The organism is Nakamurella sp. UYEF19 (assembly GCF_040546275.1).
GTDB lineage: Bacteria > Actinomycetota > Actinomycetes > Mycobacteriales > Nakamurellaceae > Nakamurella.
In genome coordinates, this window is sequence record NZ_JBEPNO010000003.1 from 381,975 (window position 1) to 397,434 (window position 15,460).

Here is a 15,460-nt window from a genome sequence, read left to right on the forward strand (position 1 = left end):
GGTGATCGAGGACTTCTCGATGACGGCAGGATGGTCCCGTGACCACTCGACCTGACGGCGACGCCATCGTCCGCGCCCTGCAGAACGACCTCTCGTTGCCCGTGCCCGAGCTGCTCGACCGGCTCCGCCATGCCGGTTCGCCGATGACCGAGGAGGAGTTCGAGGAGGCCTGGCGGGACCAGTCGTCGAGCGCCCTGGCCCGGATCGACATCGTCGACCCGGAGTTGGTGGTCGACGTCAGCCGGGTGCTGACCGGCCGGGTGTTCACCCATCGGCTGGACGAGCAGGAGGTGGAACGCGGCGAGCTCTCGATCCTTCCGGATCTGGCCGGCATCTGGACCTTGCTCGACACGGCACCGTTCGACCAGTTGGACGCGCGGCCCATCAAGGAGAGCATCGACCCCGACACCCTCGACCCGGTGATCCGATTGTCCGACGGCGCACTCGACGCATACGCGGTGGATTCTCTGGTCGCGCTTTCCGTCGGTCCGGACGGCCTGCACCTGGCCGCGGCGGTCGAGCCCGACGACGTGATCCCCCGGCTGACGGAGTTGCTGCTCGTCCGGCAGGAGGTGTTCGCGAACGATCAACTGATCATGGATCCGGATGATCCCGGACTCGAGGACGACGAGGTGGTGCTCGGCGACGTGCCCTTGGAGGAGTTCCTGCTCCTCGTCTGTGCTCGTGATCCGCAAGCCTTCACCACACCGGGCCCGCTGCTGTCGGAGATCCTGGAGGAGATCGGACTCGAGCAGGAGGACGGCATGGTAGCGGTTGCGGGGTTCGACTTCGCCGGGGCGGCCGAGATCGCCGACGCGGAAAGCGAACTCGAACGGATCTGCGAGACCTACGACCTGTCGAACGGGGAGGCCGCGGCAGTGCTGCTCGTCATCGACAAGGTCGACGAACTGCACGATGCTCTGCACGACTGGGCCGACGACGGCGAGAACGAGGACGAATTCCCCGAGTTCGATCTGATGGACCTGCTGCCGGCGATGATGATGCTTGCCGAGCCGATGGTGGTGGTCGCCATCGCGGACGAGAAACTGGGCGGCGACCCGCATCTCGGGACCGTGCTGAAGTCCATGCTGATGCTGCTGCAGCCGGAGGTCCCGCGCCGCTCGATGGCCGGCTGGCACTGGTTGGTGGCGCGGTGCGACGACCTGCTCTCGGCCTTCGAGGACGCCGAGGCGGGCTATCGGACCGCCCTGGACCTGGACGCCGACTTCTATCCCGCCATGCGGGAGCTGGCGTCGCTGGCCTCGCTCCGAGGTGATGCGGCGCAGGCTGTCTCGTTGCTGAATCGCGCGATGGTGCCTTCCGACGACGCCGAGCTGGCGATGGTGTCCCGGTACGTCGGCGAGACCAGGGCCGACATCGGGCGCAATGACGTCTGCTGGTGCGGGTCCGGGAAAAAGTACAAGAAGTGCCACCTCGGCCGGTCGGACTTCGATCTGGCCGCCCGCCGGGACTGGTTGTACGACAAGGTCGCCAACTGGGTGCGCAACGGACCGGGGCGCGAACTGGTCATCGAACTGGCGGCCACCGCGGTTGACCCGGCCGTAGGGCCCGAGGCTCTGTTCGTCGCGGTGAAGGATCCGTTGATGATCGACGTCGCCATGTTCGAGGGCGGGCTCCTCGACGAGTTCATCGACACCAGGGCCACCATCCTGCCGGACGACGAGCGGGAACTGCTGGTGGACTGGCAGACGTCTCGTCGCAGCCTGGCGACCGTCACCGGACTCGGAACCGGTTGCATCATCGAAGATCTCGACAGCGGAGCGGTCGTCACCCTACCGCTGGCACCGGTCGGCGCCACGGTCGGCGATCTCGTATGTGTGCGCCTCCTCGCGGCCGGGCCGACGCTCGCGGCACCGGGCGGATCGGTGCTGGTCCCACCGTCGCGACGTGCATTGACGGAGGCGCTGCTCGCCCTGCAGGGCAGTGACGAGGAGGATCCGATCCGCACGGTCAGCGTGCTCAGCGGCCGGAGCACCGACTGACCTGGTCTGCATGCGTCCGGCCGGCGACGGAGACACTCGGTCAGCAACGGAGACGTCCGCTCAGCGCAGCGGGCGCGGCTGACCGACCTCCCCCAGCGCCGTAGCCAAACGGCGAACCGCCTCCGGTAGCTCGTCTTCCGTGAGATTCGCGAACGACAGCCGCAGGTGTGGCGCCCGCTGGTCCCCGATGGAGTAGTAGCGACCGGGCGCCACCGCCACGCCGTGATCGAGAGCCGTTCTGACGCAGACGGCCTCGTCCAGCGCGTCAGGCAATTCCAGCCACAGGCTCAAGCCACCGGCCGGTGGCACGAAGGCGCAGTCGGGCATGGTGGCCCGTAGTTCGCGGACCAGCACCCTCGCCCGCCCGCCGAGAGCAATCGCCGTCCGGCGGACGTGGGTGGACCAGGCCGTGGCCGTGACGATGTCGACGGCAGCGTGTTGCAGCGGACCCGAGACGAAGAAGTCGTCGACCATCCGCAGGGCGGCCAGCCGACCGGCCACCCGCCCGCGGGCCGCGATGGCGCCGATCCGCAGTCCGGGGGCACCGGCCTTGGTCAGCGAGCAGACCGTGATGACGTGACCGTGCTCGTCGTCGGAGATCAACGACCGCGGAACCGGATCACCGTGCCCCAGCCACCGGGCCCAGTCGTCCTCGACCACAAAAAGCCCGTGGCGGTGGGCGATCTCGAGTAGTTCGCGCCTCCGTTCGTCGTTCAGCACACTCCCGTCCGGGTTGGCGTAGGTGGGCTGCACGTACAGGAGTCTGGCGTGCGTCCGCTCGAGCGCACGTTCGAGCAGATCCGGGCGGATGCCGTTCTCGTCGCCGGGAATGGGGACCGGGACCAGCCCCGCACTGCGCGCCACGGCCAGGGCGCCCGGATAGGTGGGCGTGGCGAAGAGAATCGACTCCCCGCCCGGGACGAGCGCCCGGAAGATGGTCGAGAGTGCCGACTGGGTACCGGGACTGATGATCACATCGTCTCCGGCGACCCCGATCTGCTGACCGAACCAGGTGCGGAGCTCGGGCAGCCCGTCGGCCGGCGGTGGTTCCCAGACGCCGGGTCGACGCGACGCCCGCGCGAGGGCCGGCGACAGACCGAGATCACCACCGAGTTGAGCGCTCGGATAGCCCACCGCCATCGGCAGCACTCCCGGATCGCTGGACCGCAGCACGTCGTCGAGACCGGCCGTGTCCACCAGACTCTGACTGAGAGTCACGTCCTGCCAGGTGGTATCGGCGCGGACCGGCGCTCGCCGCTCCGCCACGAAGGTGCCGGCTCCGGGACGGGTGGTGATGGTCCCGTCCGCCGAGAGCCGGGCGATCGCCTGCTGCACGGTGGTCGCGCTGACGCCCAGCGAAGCCACCAGCTCGCGGCTGCTCGGCAGCCGCGTCCCGGCGGGAGCCTCGCGAGCCAGATCGTCGATCCGCCGCACGACCCGCTGGACACTGCTATCGTTGGACATGAAGCTCAATGATAGCGCTACTGGTGAAATCTCCCGATCGCTACCGGGAGAAACCACCCTCCGAACGCCACTGGACGACCCGCCCGCGCGGCGCGTCGGGACGGCCCGCGTGCAACGCGGCATGGCCGAGATGCTCAAGGGCGGCGTCATCATGGACGTCGTCACCGCGGAGCAGGCCAGGATCGCCGAGGATTCCGGCGCCGTCGCGGTGATGGCCCTCGAGCGGGTTCCGGCCGACATCCGCGCCCAGGGCGGCGTTTCCCGCATGAGCGACCCCGACATGATCGACAGCATCGTCGCGGCCGTGTCCATCCCGGTGATGGCGAAGGCCCGGATCGGCCACTTCGTCGAGGCGCAGGTCCTGCAGTCGCTCGGCGTCGATTTCATCGACGAGTCCGAGGTGCTGACCCCGGCCGACTACACCCACCACATCGACAAGTGGCGGTTCACCGTGCCTTTCGTCTGCGGCGCGACCAACCTGGGCGAGGCGCTGCGGCGGATCAGCGAGGGCGCCGCGATGATCCGCTCCAAGGGCGAGGCTGGCACTGGCGACGTCTCGAACGCGACCACCCACATGCGGACGATTCGCGGCGAGATCCGTCGTCTGTCCAGCCTTTCGCCCGACGAGCTGTATGCGGCGGCCAAGGAACTGCAGGCGCCCTACGATCTCGTCGCGGAGGTCGCCGCGGCCGGCGCGCTGCCCGTGGTGCTCTTCACCGCGGGCGGCATCGCGACCCCCGCAGACGCGGCGATGATGATGCAGCTCGGGGCCCAGGGTGTCTTCGTCGGGTCCGGCATCTTCAAGTCCGGTTCTCCGCTCGCCCGCGCAGAGGCCATCGTGCGGGCCACCACCTTCTTCGACGACCCCGATGTCATCGCCAAGGTCTCCCGCGGGCTCGGCGAAGCCATGGTGGGGATCAACGTGGACGAGATCCCGGTGCCCCACCGGCTGGCCGAGCGCGGCTGGTGACCGGGGCGTCGCTCATCGGCGTGCTGGCGCTCCAGGGCGGTTTCCGCGATCACCTCGACCGGCTCGACGCGATCGGCGCGCGGACGCGGCCGGTGCGCAGTCCGGCGGACCTGGCCGATCTCGACGGGATCGTGATCCCCGGCGGGGAGTCGACCACCATCTGCCGGCTGCTCGACGCCTTCGAGTTGCGCGAACCGCTGACCGCAGCCCTGGCCACAGGGCTGCCGGCCTTCGGCTCCTGCGCCGGAATGATCGTCCTGGCCGACCGGGTACTCGACGGCCGGGCCGACCAGCGGCCGCTGGCCGCGATTCCGCTCTCCGTGCGCCGCAACGCGTTCGGCCGTCAGTCGGATTCGTTCGAATGCGAGCTCGAGGTGCAGGGACTGGGCGGCGGCCCGTTCCCGGCCGCCTTCATCCGGGCTCCGGCGATCGAGAGCATCGGGCACGGCGTCCAGGTGGTGGCGCAGGTGGACGGACGCCCGGTCGCGGCCCGTACGGAGCACGTGCTGGTGACCGCCTTCCACCCGGAACTCACCCCCGACGACCGGATCCACCGCTTGTTCCTCGAGATGGTGGCGGAGCACGATCGGCCGTGAGTCACTGGTCCCGCAGCCCGACACAGTCGTGCTGCCAGAAGATCTCGGAGTAGACCAGCGTTCCGGTCATCCAGGGCCGGGCCTCCGGCAGACGGATGACCTGAAACGCGGCATCGGGTATCCGGAGCGACGGCTTGCGGTAGCCGAGCGGTCCGCCCGGCCGGAAGCCGAACCGCGGGTAGTAGTCGGGCGATCCCTCCAGGAAGACCAGCGGGACGGCTCTGTCGTTCAGGGTCTGCAGACCTCGCCGGATCAGCGCACCGCCGATCCCCTGCCGCTGGTGCGCGGGTAGCACTCCCACCGGGCTGAGCACCTGCACCGGGACGAGCGCGGCCGGGGCGTCCAGCAGGCTGCGGGTGAACATCACATGCCCGAGGATCAGCCCCTCCTGTTCCGCAACCAGCGAGAGTCCCTGCCCCGCAGCGACGATGGTGCGGAGAGCATGGACCAACGGCGCCACCGATGGGCCGTGGTCACCGAAGGCAGCCCGGTGCAGCTGACGGACCGCGTCATGATCGGCAGGCTGTTCGTCACGGATGCGCATGCGGCACCGTAGCAACTACACCCCGGAGCGCTGCCACTGAATTTTCGGACGGCGGCACGGTGGTGAACCACATCCTGAGGCGCTGCCGGGGGCGGTGAACCGCTCGGTGATAATCCCGTGGTGACCCTGACGCACCGCAGTTCGATCACCGGCGGAACCCGGTCGGATCTCGGGTACTGGCCGCTGGCTGCCGGGCCGGGCGAGCCGCACGTGGCGCGGTCCGAACTGATCCGGGGAGCGGGCCGTCCGGCCGACAGCGCGCCCCTGCTGACGGTCGCGCACCTCTCGGATCTGCACCTGTGCGACTCGCAGTCACCGGCCCGCGGGGAGTTCCTCGACCGCTGGTCGGATCCGGACTCCCCGCTCCGCCCGACGCTGGGCCACATCGGGAGCTACCGCGCCCAGGACTGCTTGACGGTGCAGGTGGGCGCCGCGATGGTGGACGCGATCAACGCCGTCGGGCGTGGCCCGGTCGGCGGCGCCGAGATCGACTGGGCGATCACCACCGGCGACGTCGTCGACAGCGCGCAGACCAACGAACTGGGTTGGTACATCGGTCTTCTCGACGGCGGCCGGATCGTGCCCGACTCCGGAGCCCTCGACCGGTACGAGGGTGTCGCGGATCACGGGTACTGGCACGAGGCCTTCTGGCACCCCGACCCGTCGGTCAGGGCCGATGGGTCCGCACGCTCCGACCGACCGCACCGGTTGTTCGGATTCCCGGATGCCCCCGGACTGCTCGACGCGCTCCGGGCACCCTTCGACTCGCCAGGCCTGTCGATGCCGTGGATCGCGGTCCATGGCAACCACGACCAGTTGGTGCAGGGCAACATCCCGGCGGTCGGCGACTTCGCCCTCGCCTCGATGGCGGACACGAAGGCCATCGACGTACCGGCCCACTGGACGCTCGAGCAGATCGCCCGGTTCTGCGGCGCCGTCGACTCGACGGAGCAGATCGGGCTCGACGCATGGGGGGAGATGCTCGTCCGGACGATCACGCCGGATGCGCTGCGGCGCACCATCACCCGCGAGGAATTCCTGGACGCGCACTTCGGCCCCCGCGCCCGTCCAGCGGGCCATGGCTTCGCGGCGGACCACGGCGGGCGGGCGTACTACCGCTACGACCACGACGGCGTCACCGTGTTGGTGCTCGATGCGGTGAACGAGCACGGCGGCTGGCAGGGCAGCCTCGACGAACCGCAGCTGGTCTGGCTCGAGTCCGAACTGACCGACGCCGACCGCGAGCGTCGCCACGTCGTGCTGGCCTCTCACCACACGCTGGCCGACCTGGTCAACGACCGCCTGGCGCCGGCCGCCGCAAGGCGGGTGCTCACCGCGGAGCTGACCGAGATCCTCGATGGTCACCCCTGTGTCGTGCTGTGGCTGAACGGCCACACCCACCTCACCCGGGTCACCCCGCACACCGGCCGGCACAGCTGGTGGGAGGTGACAGCCCCGTCCCTGATCGACTTCCCGCAGCAGGGCCGCATCGTGGAGCTCCTCCGCTCGCCCGGCGGCACGCTGACCGTCGCGGTGACGATGGTCGATCATTCCGGCGAACTGCCCTGGTCCGGGTCGCTCCGGTCGACGACGGCGATGGCCGGTCTGTCCCGTCAGCTGGCCGCCAACGACTGGCAGTTCCGGCCCGAGGACCTCGCCCGGCACGTGCTGGTCGGGACACCGACCGACCGCAACGTCCTGCTCCACCTCCCCGACCCCTGGGCCTGACCTTCCCCCGTGCCCTTCCCTTGTGCGCATACAGAAGTGCCCTGCGCATCTGGAACCGACCGAATCTGGGCTCCGGGGCCCGTATTCGGGCCGGACCGTATGCGCAGCGCAGTTCGGTATGCGCCGGAATGGTGGGTGGGCTGCGGCGGATGCCGGGCAGTGGTTACCGTTCACGAATGCAGATCCAGCTCAGGCACAACCCGTCGTTCACCGTCGGCCGCATGTTCCTCAGCCCGGGCGAGAGCGTGCGCGTCGAGTCCGGCGCGATGATCGCCCACTCGGGCGGCGTCACCCTGGCGGCGAAGGCCGAAGGTGGTGTGATGGCCGGGCTCCGGCGCTCGGTGCTGGGCGGCGAGTCGTTCTTCGTCACCACCTACACCGCCCCGGCCGACGGCGGCTGGGTCGACGTCGCCGGCGTTCTCCCCGGGGATGTGGCCGCCATCGACATCACCCCGGAGCGGCCGTACTACCTGGCCCGCGGCAACTGGATCGCCAACTCGTCCGGGGTCAGCATCGACACGCAGTGGGGCGGCATGGCCAGCCTGTTCGGCGGTGAGGGCGGCTTCGGGATCAGGGCGTCCGGCAGCGGGCAGGCCCTGGTCAGCGTCTACGGCGCGATCGACGTCTTCGATCTGGAGCCTGGACAACCCGTGGTCATCGACACGGGGCACGTCGTCGCCTACGACCTGGGCATCCAGTTCCGCATGCGGCGTGCGGTGGAGGGCCGGTCCATCCAGTCGATGAAATCCGGCGAGGGCTTCGTCTTCGACTTCACCGGCCCCGGAAGGGTTCTGCTGCAGACCCGGAACCCGGAGTCGTTCGCCGAGTGGGCCAGATCAGTCGCCCCCGGCAAGAATCCCAAGAGCGGCCTCTTCGGCTAGACCTGCGCGGGCAACACGTGGTCACCGACCTTGTCGTGCTCAGGCACAGCGAGCAGACGTGCGCGTCGTGGATCTTGCAAGCGCACATATCCGGGCGTTCGTAGTCGATCCGGCAGACGTGGCAGTTCAGGTGCACGTCGGACGGATTGGCGTGCTCGTCGAACATCGGCAGGTCGATGCCGTCGTCGGTGCGACGCAGGTAGTACCTGCCCTTCGTCGCCACCGCGAGGATCGGCGAGTACGGCTTGATGCGGGTACACCGTCGGCACGACCATCAGGAACAGCCAGAGCGGCGCCGATACTCCTGCGTGTCGCATTTTTTGGCCACCCGTTCGGTCGAGGCGACGCGCGGCCGGCGGACACGACCGGCGGCGGGAACCCACCGGAGCGGTCACTGTGCGTCCGGTCGTCAGCAGACCCACGGCAGCGCGGGTGCGCCGATAGGCTGCACCCACACGGTCCGCCTGCAGCCTGACGAAGGATTCCTCGTATGTCGTTGCCATCATGGTCATTCCGGTCAGGAGTCCGCACCGGTCTGGTGGTCCTGCTCGCCCTGTTCGGCCTCCTGATCGGATCGGGCGCGTCCTCGGCGGACGATCCCTTCCGGCTGCCGAGCCAGATCACCGACCGGAATTCCAGCCTGGGCGACAACACGAGCCTGGTGCAGAGCGCGATCGACAAGCTCTACAGCGAGGACAAGATTCAGCTGTGGGTGGTCTACGTCGACACCTTCTCCGGTCAGGACGGGCAAGCCTGGGCCAAGGCAACATCAACGGCTTCCGGATTCGGCGCAGACACGGTCTTGCTCGCCGTCGCCACACAGGACAGCGCGTACGGCTTCTTTCGCGGCGCAGGCACGGTCCCTACCGACGCCCAGCTGACCACCATTGCGCAGAACAGCGTCATCCCGGATTTGAAGTCCAGCAACTGGTCCGGGGCCGCCGTCGCCGCGGCAGACGGCATACGGAACACCGTCGGCGGATCCTCGGGCTCCGGCAGCAAGTCCTGGATCCTCTGGGTCGTCCTTGTTGTGCTGCTGGTCGGCGGGTACCTGTGGTTCCGTAGAGCCCGAAAGGCCAAGACCGCCGACGGTCCGGCCGGTACCGGCGGCAAGGGTGGCGATTCGGGGGACAAGGCCGGCCCACCGGCCGAACCGCTCGAGCCGCTCCAGTCGGTGTCCGACCGCAGCGTGCAGCTGCTGATCGCCACGGACAACGCAGTCCGAAGCAGCGAACAGCAGCTGAACCTGGCCGAGGGCACGTTCGGGGTGGCTGCGACGGCCGAGTTCCGGCAGGCGTTCGAGAGCGCCCGCACCTCGCTGGCCGCGGCTTTCCAGCTCCGCCAGCAGATCGATGACGACATCCCCGAGGACGAGGCCACCCGTCGTGCGTGGATGGAAGAGATCATCAAGCGCTGCACCGAGGCCGACAACGCCCTCGACGCCCAGAGCGATCGGTTCGACGCGATGCTCGACCTCAAGAGCGGACTGCCGGCCGCCCTGACTCGACTCAGCGGCGACATCCAGGCCCAGGACACCCGCGCGGCCGACGCCACCGGAACCCTGGCGCGGCTGAGCTCGACCTACGCGCCCAGCGCGCTCACCACCGTCATCACCAACGCGTCGGAGGCGACCAATCGCCTTGACTTCGCCCGGTCGGAGTCGGCCACCGCCACGCAGGAGTCGACCGCCGCCGACACCACACCCGCCGTCATCGCGGCGCGCAGCGCGCAGGAGGCGGTGACCCAGGCCCGAACGCTCCTCGACGCGATCGACATGCTGGCCAAGGACCTGGACGACGCCTCAGCACAGCTGCCGGCGCGGCTGGCTCCCGTGCAGACGGAGCTGGCCACCGCGAAAGCAGCCTTCGGCGAGGGCGGCACGGGGGGCGCCGGCTCCTCGATCTCGCAGCGTCTCGGTCAGGTCGAGACGGCCCTCGCGGCGGTGGCCGGACCCAATGGGCTGCGCGACCCGATCCTTGCGACGCAACGGATTCGGGAGGCCGATGCCACCCTGGACGACATCCTGGAGGCGACCCGCTCGGCCCAGGAGACGCAGCAGCGCTCTGCTGCCGCACTGCGTCAGTCGCTCGATTCGGCGAACGCGAAGATCAGTGGTGCCGAGGACTTCATCGCCACCCGACGGGGTGCCGTCGGCAGCGAGGCGCGGACCCGATTGGCCGAGGCGCAGCGGCACCTCTCGAGCGCGCAGAGTCTGGCCGGCAGCGATGACGCAACTGCGCTGGCCGAATCCCGTCAGGCCGAATCATTGGCCGACGAGGCATCGCGCCTGGCGCAGAACGATATCGGCCGCTGGAATGGTCCCGGCGGCAGCGGGTTCGGTGGGCGTGGCGGCGGTGGCGGCGGGAACTTCACCGGGGCGGTGCTGGGCGGCATCCTCGGCGGGCTGCTGAGCGGCGGCGGCTCGCACGGTGGTGGGTTCGGCGGTTTCGGCGGCGGCGGGGGCTTCGGCGGGGGCGGAGGATTTGGCGGCGGCGGCGGAGGTGGCGGGGGCGGCGGAATCGGTGGCCGCTTCTAGAAGTAGGCCTTCCAGAGGGAGGCGTGTTACACGGGGGTGGCACCTGGCGGTCTCCCGACGCCCGCCAGGTGCCACGTTCAGCCCCCGTCGCCCTGCCCGTACGGCTACTGGGTGAGCGGGCCCTGCAGCACGCTGGACTTGTGGGCGGGGTTGCCGTCGAAGTCCTGGGCCGAGACGTTCACCACGCTGTAGGCCTGCAGGTCGATCGCGGAGGACAGCGACCAGACGCCGTCACCGCCCGCGCCGAGCGTGCCGACCGCCACCATCTGATCGGCGGTCGGGTTGTAGAGCCACACCTCGTAGTAGCCCTGCCGAAGTGGCAGCTGACGAGCCGTGACGTGCAGCGACAACCCACTGGTGCCCTGGGTGACGACCGCCGTCCCATGTGACGTCGCCGACCCGGAATCGATCGGCGCGAGCTGGGCCTGCGACTGCACAGCGGCCGCCGGGGTGTCGCGGCCGTTGATGGCCAGCCCGGTCCCGATCCCGATCCCGACGGCCACCACCACTGCGGCCGTCACCAGCCCGCGCCGTATCGCCACGCGGCGGGTTCGCCATTTCCCCCGGGCTCCCGGTCTCCCGGACCCGTCCTGGTAGGACCGCGGAGTGGACTCCCGTGCGGCGTTCCTCGGTCCGGTCTCGTCGAAATACACCCGCCGGTTCGTCGACTGACGTCCCGGAGCGATCGCCTGAGCCCCGACGACAGTGCTGCCGTCGACGACGGGGTTGCGTGCGCCGGCCTCGCCGGCCAGTGAGGATCCGATGCCCAGCTCCTGGGCGATGCCGGACCAGATGGACTGCGGCAGTACCACATCGGCCTGCAGACCGAGCTCCCCCGCCTCGCGGGCCAGGTGCACGGTGTACTCCAACTGCGCAAGCTCGTCCCGGCATCTGACGCACGCGAGGAGATGCGCGTCCGGAGCGACGTCATCGCCGAGCGCCGGACGACCGGACCCCGCACTCCGGGGATTCCACTCGCCGAGCGCGAGCAGGACCAGTTGATCAGGATCCAGATGCTCCACCGTCCACCTCCCATCGGCGACGAAGTTGTTCGAGGCCACGACGGAGATGGCTCTTGACCGTGCCCAGGGGCAAGCCTGTCAGGGAGGCGATCTGGGTGTGCGTCAGGTCGTCGTAGAAGGCAAGCTGCAGCACGGCCCGCTGGGTCTGCGGAAGCCGGGCCAGCTGGTCGGCCACCACGATCCGTTCGACCACCTGATCCGGCCCCGGTGTCTCGTGGTCGTGGTCCCCCCTGGCGACCACTGCGGCGACGTCGCGACGGGCGCGGTCCCGCGAGCGGAGGCGATCGATGCAGCGGCGCTTGGTGATCGCCATCAGCCAGCCACCGAGTGAACCCTTCGACGGGTCGAAGGTCTCCCGCGCTCGCCAGGCGTCCACGAACACGGTCTGGGTGATCTCCTCGGCATCCCCGGCGTTGCTCACGCACGCGATCGCCACCCGGTAGACCTGAGTCCCGTACCGGTCGTAGACCTCGCGCAGCGTCCAGGCGTCGCTGGTCGAGAAGGCCTGGGCCAGACGTTGTTCGGTGGAGTCCGGCACCCCGACCTCCGAAACCTCCGGCCGGGTCTCCGTCACGATGCCTCCATCATGCGGGGGCCGTCGTCACGACGATGTCGCCAGAGTCCGAGTGCGTCTGAGCCCGGAAGCCACCGCGATAGGAGATCAGTGCCGCGCCGGCACGCGAGGACCGGTCCCCCGACGGCACCGTCCTCGAATGCCTCCCTGACGAACACCCGGTGGTTCAGCTGACAACCGGCGGCTGTCGAGAGCGATCGGGCGGTGGGCACGCTTGTCAATGCCCCTGCGTTCGGGGGCAAAACGGTCCAGGCGGGTGAACTCTGCGCGTGGGCGAGCCGCACGGCGACGCCCGAATCGGTTGCCCGCAGCGCCGGCACCTGGTGGGTCGATGGTGGACGTGGCTTCGGCCGGCATCACTTCGGCGGGACCGATCGCAACCGGAGCGAAGAACCCGGACCCGAGTCTCAGCAGGCGCACAGCTACCGCATAGCCCGATCGCCGATGGTGAAGTCGTCGGCGCGAACGACAAGTGGGCGGCCGTCAGGCCGAACAGACCGAGAACGCAGAAGAGCAAAGGACCATCGACATGACGCAGCCTCCCGGGACCGCCACCGGTCCGCGACTTCGAAGAAGGGTCCGCCTGCTGACCGCTGGCCTGGTGGGGCTGGCCGGAGCCGCCTCGGTCGCGACCACGATCGCTCTCTCCACGCCCGCGGCGGCCACCACCACGCCCGCCACCACGACGACGACGATCACGGCAACGACGACGGCGGCCACCACCACGGCGGCGACAGCGAGCACGGCAGGCACCAGCAATGCCACCCTCACCACTACCGCCGCGCCGACCACCACCACGTCCAGTGCGACCAGCGCGGCCTCGGGCGGGTCCTGACGAACGGAGTACCGCTTACTCGGGGTCGTCCACCCGGTCGATCACCTGGTCGGCCGCGGACCTGCGCGCCAATTCTTTCCGTTCTTCGATGCGGTGTTCGCGAATGCGGGCGATCAGCCCGAGGCTGCAGAAGAACGCCAGCAGAATGGCCCCGCCGACGAACAGCAGTAGGGTGCCGACATTCACGGGAGGTCCTCCTCCACCGCGTTCGCGGCGATGATGAACTGGGTCAGTGTGGAGTGAAGTTGTTGCAGCTGTTCGAGATCCATGCCCAGTCGGTCGACCACCGCGCCCGGAATCAGCTCGGCGCGAGTGCGCAGCGCCCGGCCGGCTGCGCTCGGCGAAACGGACAGGAGTCGCTCGTCGTCGCCGTCACGCGCCCGGATCAGCAGTCCCTGCGCTTCCATCCGTTTCAGCAGCGGGGACAGCGTGCCGGGGTCCAGTTGCAGGAGTTGGCTCAGGCCCTTCACCGACAGCGGCGCCTGCTGCCAGAGCGAGAGCATCACCAGGTACTGCGGATGGGTCAGTCCCATGGGCTCCAGCAGCGGACGATAGAGCGCCACCACACTGCGGGCGGCCACCACCAGGGCGAAGCAGACCTGGCGCTCGAGGGCGAGCGGGTCGTCCTGGGTGGCAGTGGCTGGTTCATCCATACTCAGAGTGTACCAATGATTGGGACACCAAGCATTTCCGCAGAGCCGCACGTCAGGGACCAACCCACCCTGCACGCCGTGGCCCCGGAACCCGAACCCCTGTCAGTGCGAAATGTCTACCCTGGCAGACATGAGCATCACTTCTTGGCCTTCGGTCGATACCCTGACGGTCAACGGCATTCAGATCGCGTACCAGTCATTCGGCGAACCCGCTGACATTCCAGTGCTGCTGGTGATGGGGCTGGGCACGCAGATGCTCGCCTGGCCGGACGATTTCTGCATCGGACTGGCGCAACAGGGCCATCACGTGGTCCGGTACGACAACCGGGACGTCGGCTTGTCCACCCATTTCGACACCGCGCCGGCTCAACCTTTTCGGAGCCTGTTCGGTCTGGCGAAACCCGCCTACCGCTTGGTCGACATGGCCAGGGACGCGGTCGGTCTGATCGAGGCCCTCGGCTGGGAGAGTTGCCACCTGGTCGGGGTGTCGATGGGCGGGATGATCGCTCAGAACGTCGTCCTGCTCCGGCCGGATCTGGTGCGCAGCCTCGTGTCCATGTCGTCCACCACCGGATCGTTGCTGGTCGGGAAACCTCGACCCGATGTCCTCGCCTCCATGCTGGTGGCCCGGCCGGCCGCCGACCGCGAGGAGGCCGTCAACAACAGCATGGCGATGTACCGCAGGATCCGGTCGATTGGCTTCCCGGCGGAGGAGGACCGCATCAGGGCAATCGCCGGGGTCGCCTACGACCGCCGGTACGACCCGGCGGGCGGCACGCGTCAATTCTCCGCCATTCTGGCCGCTCCCGACAGAACTACTGCACTGAAACGGGTTTCGGTTCCGACATTGGTCATCCACGGCACCAACGATCCGCTGGTGAACCTCACCGGCGGCCTGGCGACCGCGGCCTCCATCCCCGGCTCACGGCTCGTCACCATCGCCGGCATGGGTCACGACCTGCCGTCGCCGCTCTGGCCCCAGTTCGTCGATGAGATCGGCATCACCGTCGCCGCCGGCGAGGGTGGTTGAGCGCTCGGATCCCCTACCGCGGCTGCGAAACGGTGTGTCGCGCGCAGCCCGGTGGGGTACTGAGCCTCCGAGAGCGGTCCCGGCAGACGGCGGCAGCTCTGCAAACCACCCGCCCCGCCGGCGGACCCATGTGCCAAGCTGGGACCGCACGTCCAGCCGCCGCGAAGGAGATCTCATGTCATTGACCGCCAAGCTCCGCCGAGCACCGGGACGCATCGCCGCGGGCGCGTTCGTCCTCAACTCGGGGCTCGGGAAGCTGCACGGCGACGCGGCCACCGCAGCCGGCATCCACGGCATGGCTGTCGGCGCATACCCCTTCCTGTCGAAGCTCTCCCCCACCGTCTTCCTGAAGGCGCTGGCCGTCGGCGAGATCGCCGTCGGCTCGATCCTTCTCCTGCCGCTCGCCCCGGCCGGGCTCGCCGGGCTGGCGCTGACCGGATTTGCCGGCAGCATGCTCGGGCTCTACGTGCGCACCCCCGGTCTGCACGACGGAAAGCTGCGCCCGACCCAGGGCGGAACTGCCATCGCCAAGGATGTCTGGATGGCGGGGATCGGGATCGGTCTGGTCATCGACGCCGCGCTGTCCGAATCGAAGGTCACCAGCACCGAGGAATGACCCGCTGC

Annotated in this window: 15 protein-coding genes and 1 pseudogene; 9 read left to right on the forward strand and 7 right to left on the reverse strand. The window is 69.2% G+C overall.

Going from position 1 to position 15,460, the window contains the following annotated elements:
• Window positions 1-38 precede the first annotated feature (38 nt).
• Window positions 39-2,003 carry an SEC-C metal-binding domain-containing protein gene (locus ABIB25_RS07900; RefSeq protein WP_354527874.1) on the forward strand — a complete coding sequence of 655 codons (1,965 nt, stop codon included), beginning with the start codon at window positions 39-41 and terminating at the stop codon, window positions 2,001-2,003.
• Window positions 2,004-2,063: 60 nt separating this feature from the next.
• Here the strand turns inward: ABIB25_RS07900 and ABIB25_RS07905 are convergent, their stop codons facing one another.
• The gene (locus ABIB25_RS07905; protein ID WP_354527875.1) at window positions 2,064-3,467 is read right to left on the reverse strand and encodes an aminotransferase-like domain-containing protein; all 1,404 of its coding nucleotides are present in this window, start codon (window positions 3,465-3,467) and stop codon (window positions 2,064-2,066) included.
• Here ABIB25_RS07905 and pdxS point away from each other — a divergent pair.
• A complete protein-coding gene (gene pdxS / locus ABIB25_RS07910) occupies window positions 3,466-4,437 on the forward strand; it encodes a pyridoxal 5'-phosphate synthase lyase subunit PdxS (protein ID WP_354527876.1) in 972 nt (323 codons plus the stop codon). The genes ABIB25_RS07905 and pdxS overlap by 2 nt on opposite strands.
• Complete coding sequence (gene pdxT / locus ABIB25_RS07915; RefSeq protein ID WP_354527877.1) at window positions 4,434-5,033, forward strand: pyridoxal 5'-phosphate synthase glutaminase subunit PdxT; 600 nt, start codon at window positions 4,434-4,436, stop codon at window positions 5,031-5,033. Before pdxS ends, pdxT begins: the two co-directional genes overlap by 4 nt.
• Before the next feature lies 1 nt (window position 5,034).
• Here the strand turns inward: pdxT and ABIB25_RS07920 are convergent, their stop codons facing one another.
• On the reverse strand, window positions 5,035-5,577 hold the full coding sequence (locus ABIB25_RS07920; protein ID WP_354527878.1) for a GNAT family N-acetyltransferase: 543 nt from the start codon (window positions 5,575-5,577) through the stop codon (window positions 5,035-5,037).
• Between the two features lie 120 nt (window positions 5,578-5,697).
• Here ABIB25_RS07920 and ABIB25_RS07925 point away from each other — a divergent pair, with 120 nt between their 5' ends.
• Entirely contained in the window at window positions 5,698-7,305 is a 1,608-nt protein-coding gene (locus tag ABIB25_RS07925) for a TIGR03767 family metallophosphoesterase (protein ID WP_354527879.1), read from the forward strand.
• Window positions 7,306-7,481: 176 nt separating this feature from the next.
• Complete coding sequence (locus tag ABIB25_RS07930) at window positions 7,482-8,186, forward strand: TIGR00266 family protein (RefSeq protein WP_354527880.1); 705 nt, start codon at window positions 7,482-7,484, stop codon at window positions 8,184-8,186.
• On the opposite strand, the pseudogene ABIB25_RS07935 reads toward ABIB25_RS07930, so the two are convergent.
• Window positions 8,183-8,421, reverse strand: a pseudogene (locus tag ABIB25_RS07935) (hypothetical protein); the annotation flags it as partial. The gene ABIB25_RS07930 and the pseudogene ABIB25_RS07935 sit on opposite strands and share 4 nt — an antisense overlap.
• A 255-nt stretch (window positions 8,422-8,676) precedes the next feature.
• Here ABIB25_RS07935 and ABIB25_RS07940 point away from each other — a divergent pair.
• The gene (locus tag ABIB25_RS07940) at window positions 8,677-10,722 is read left to right on the forward strand and encodes a TPM domain-containing protein (protein WP_354527882.1); all 2,046 of its coding nucleotides are present in this window, start codon (window positions 8,677-8,679) and stop codon (window positions 10,720-10,722) included.
• A gap of 104 nt (window positions 10,723-10,826) precedes the next feature.
• Here ABIB25_RS07940 and ABIB25_RS07945 read toward each other — a convergent pair whose 3' ends face one another.
• Both ABIB25_RS07945 and ABIB25_RS07950 read right to left on the reverse strand, forming a co-directional pair.
• Window positions 10,827-11,783, reverse strand: a complete 957-nt coding sequence (locus ABIB25_RS07945) for an anti-sigma factor domain-containing protein (protein ID WP_354527883.1) — start codon at window positions 11,781-11,783, stop codon at window positions 10,827-10,829.
• Entirely contained in the window at window positions 11,725-12,318 is a 594-nt protein-coding gene (locus ABIB25_RS07950) for an RNA polymerase sigma factor (protein ID WP_354527884.1), read from the reverse strand. The genes ABIB25_RS07945 and ABIB25_RS07950 overlap by 59 nt, the downstream gene beginning before the upstream one ends.
• A gap of 529 nt (window positions 12,319-12,847) precedes the next feature.
• Between ABIB25_RS07950 and ABIB25_RS07955 the strand changes: the two genes are divergently transcribed.
• On the forward strand, window positions 12,848-13,153 hold the full coding sequence (locus ABIB25_RS07955) for a hypothetical protein (protein WP_354527885.1): 306 nt from the start codon (window positions 12,848-12,850) through the stop codon (window positions 13,151-13,153).
• Window positions 13,154-13,168: 15 nt separating this feature from the next.
• Here the strand turns inward: ABIB25_RS07955 and ABIB25_RS07960 are convergent, their stop codons facing one another.
• Window positions 13,169-13,339 carry a hypothetical protein gene (locus ABIB25_RS07960; RefSeq protein ID WP_354527886.1) on the reverse strand — a complete coding sequence of 57 codons (171 nt, stop codon included), beginning with the start codon at window positions 13,337-13,339 and terminating at the stop codon, window positions 13,169-13,171.
• Window positions 13,336-13,806 carry a MarR family winged helix-turn-helix transcriptional regulator gene (locus ABIB25_RS07965; protein ID WP_354527887.1) on the reverse strand — a complete coding sequence of 157 codons (471 nt, stop codon included), beginning with the start codon at window positions 13,804-13,806 and terminating at the stop codon, window positions 13,336-13,338. The genes ABIB25_RS07960 and ABIB25_RS07965 overlap by 4 nt, the downstream gene beginning before the upstream one ends.
• Window positions 13,807-13,936: 130 nt before the next feature.
• Here ABIB25_RS07965 and ABIB25_RS07970 point away from each other — a divergent pair, with 130 nt between their 5' ends.
• Window positions 13,937-14,836: an alpha/beta fold hydrolase gene (locus tag ABIB25_RS07970; protein WP_354527888.1), complete on the forward strand. Its 900-nt coding sequence runs from the start codon at window positions 13,937-13,939 to the stop codon at window positions 14,834-14,836.
• A 175-nt stretch (window positions 14,837-15,011) separates the two neighbouring features.
• The gene (locus ABIB25_RS07975; RefSeq protein WP_354527889.1) at window positions 15,012-15,452 is read left to right on the forward strand and encodes a hypothetical protein; all 441 of its coding nucleotides are present in this window, start codon (window positions 15,012-15,014) and stop codon (window positions 15,450-15,452) included.
• Window positions 15,453-15,460: the final 8 nt, after the last annotated feature.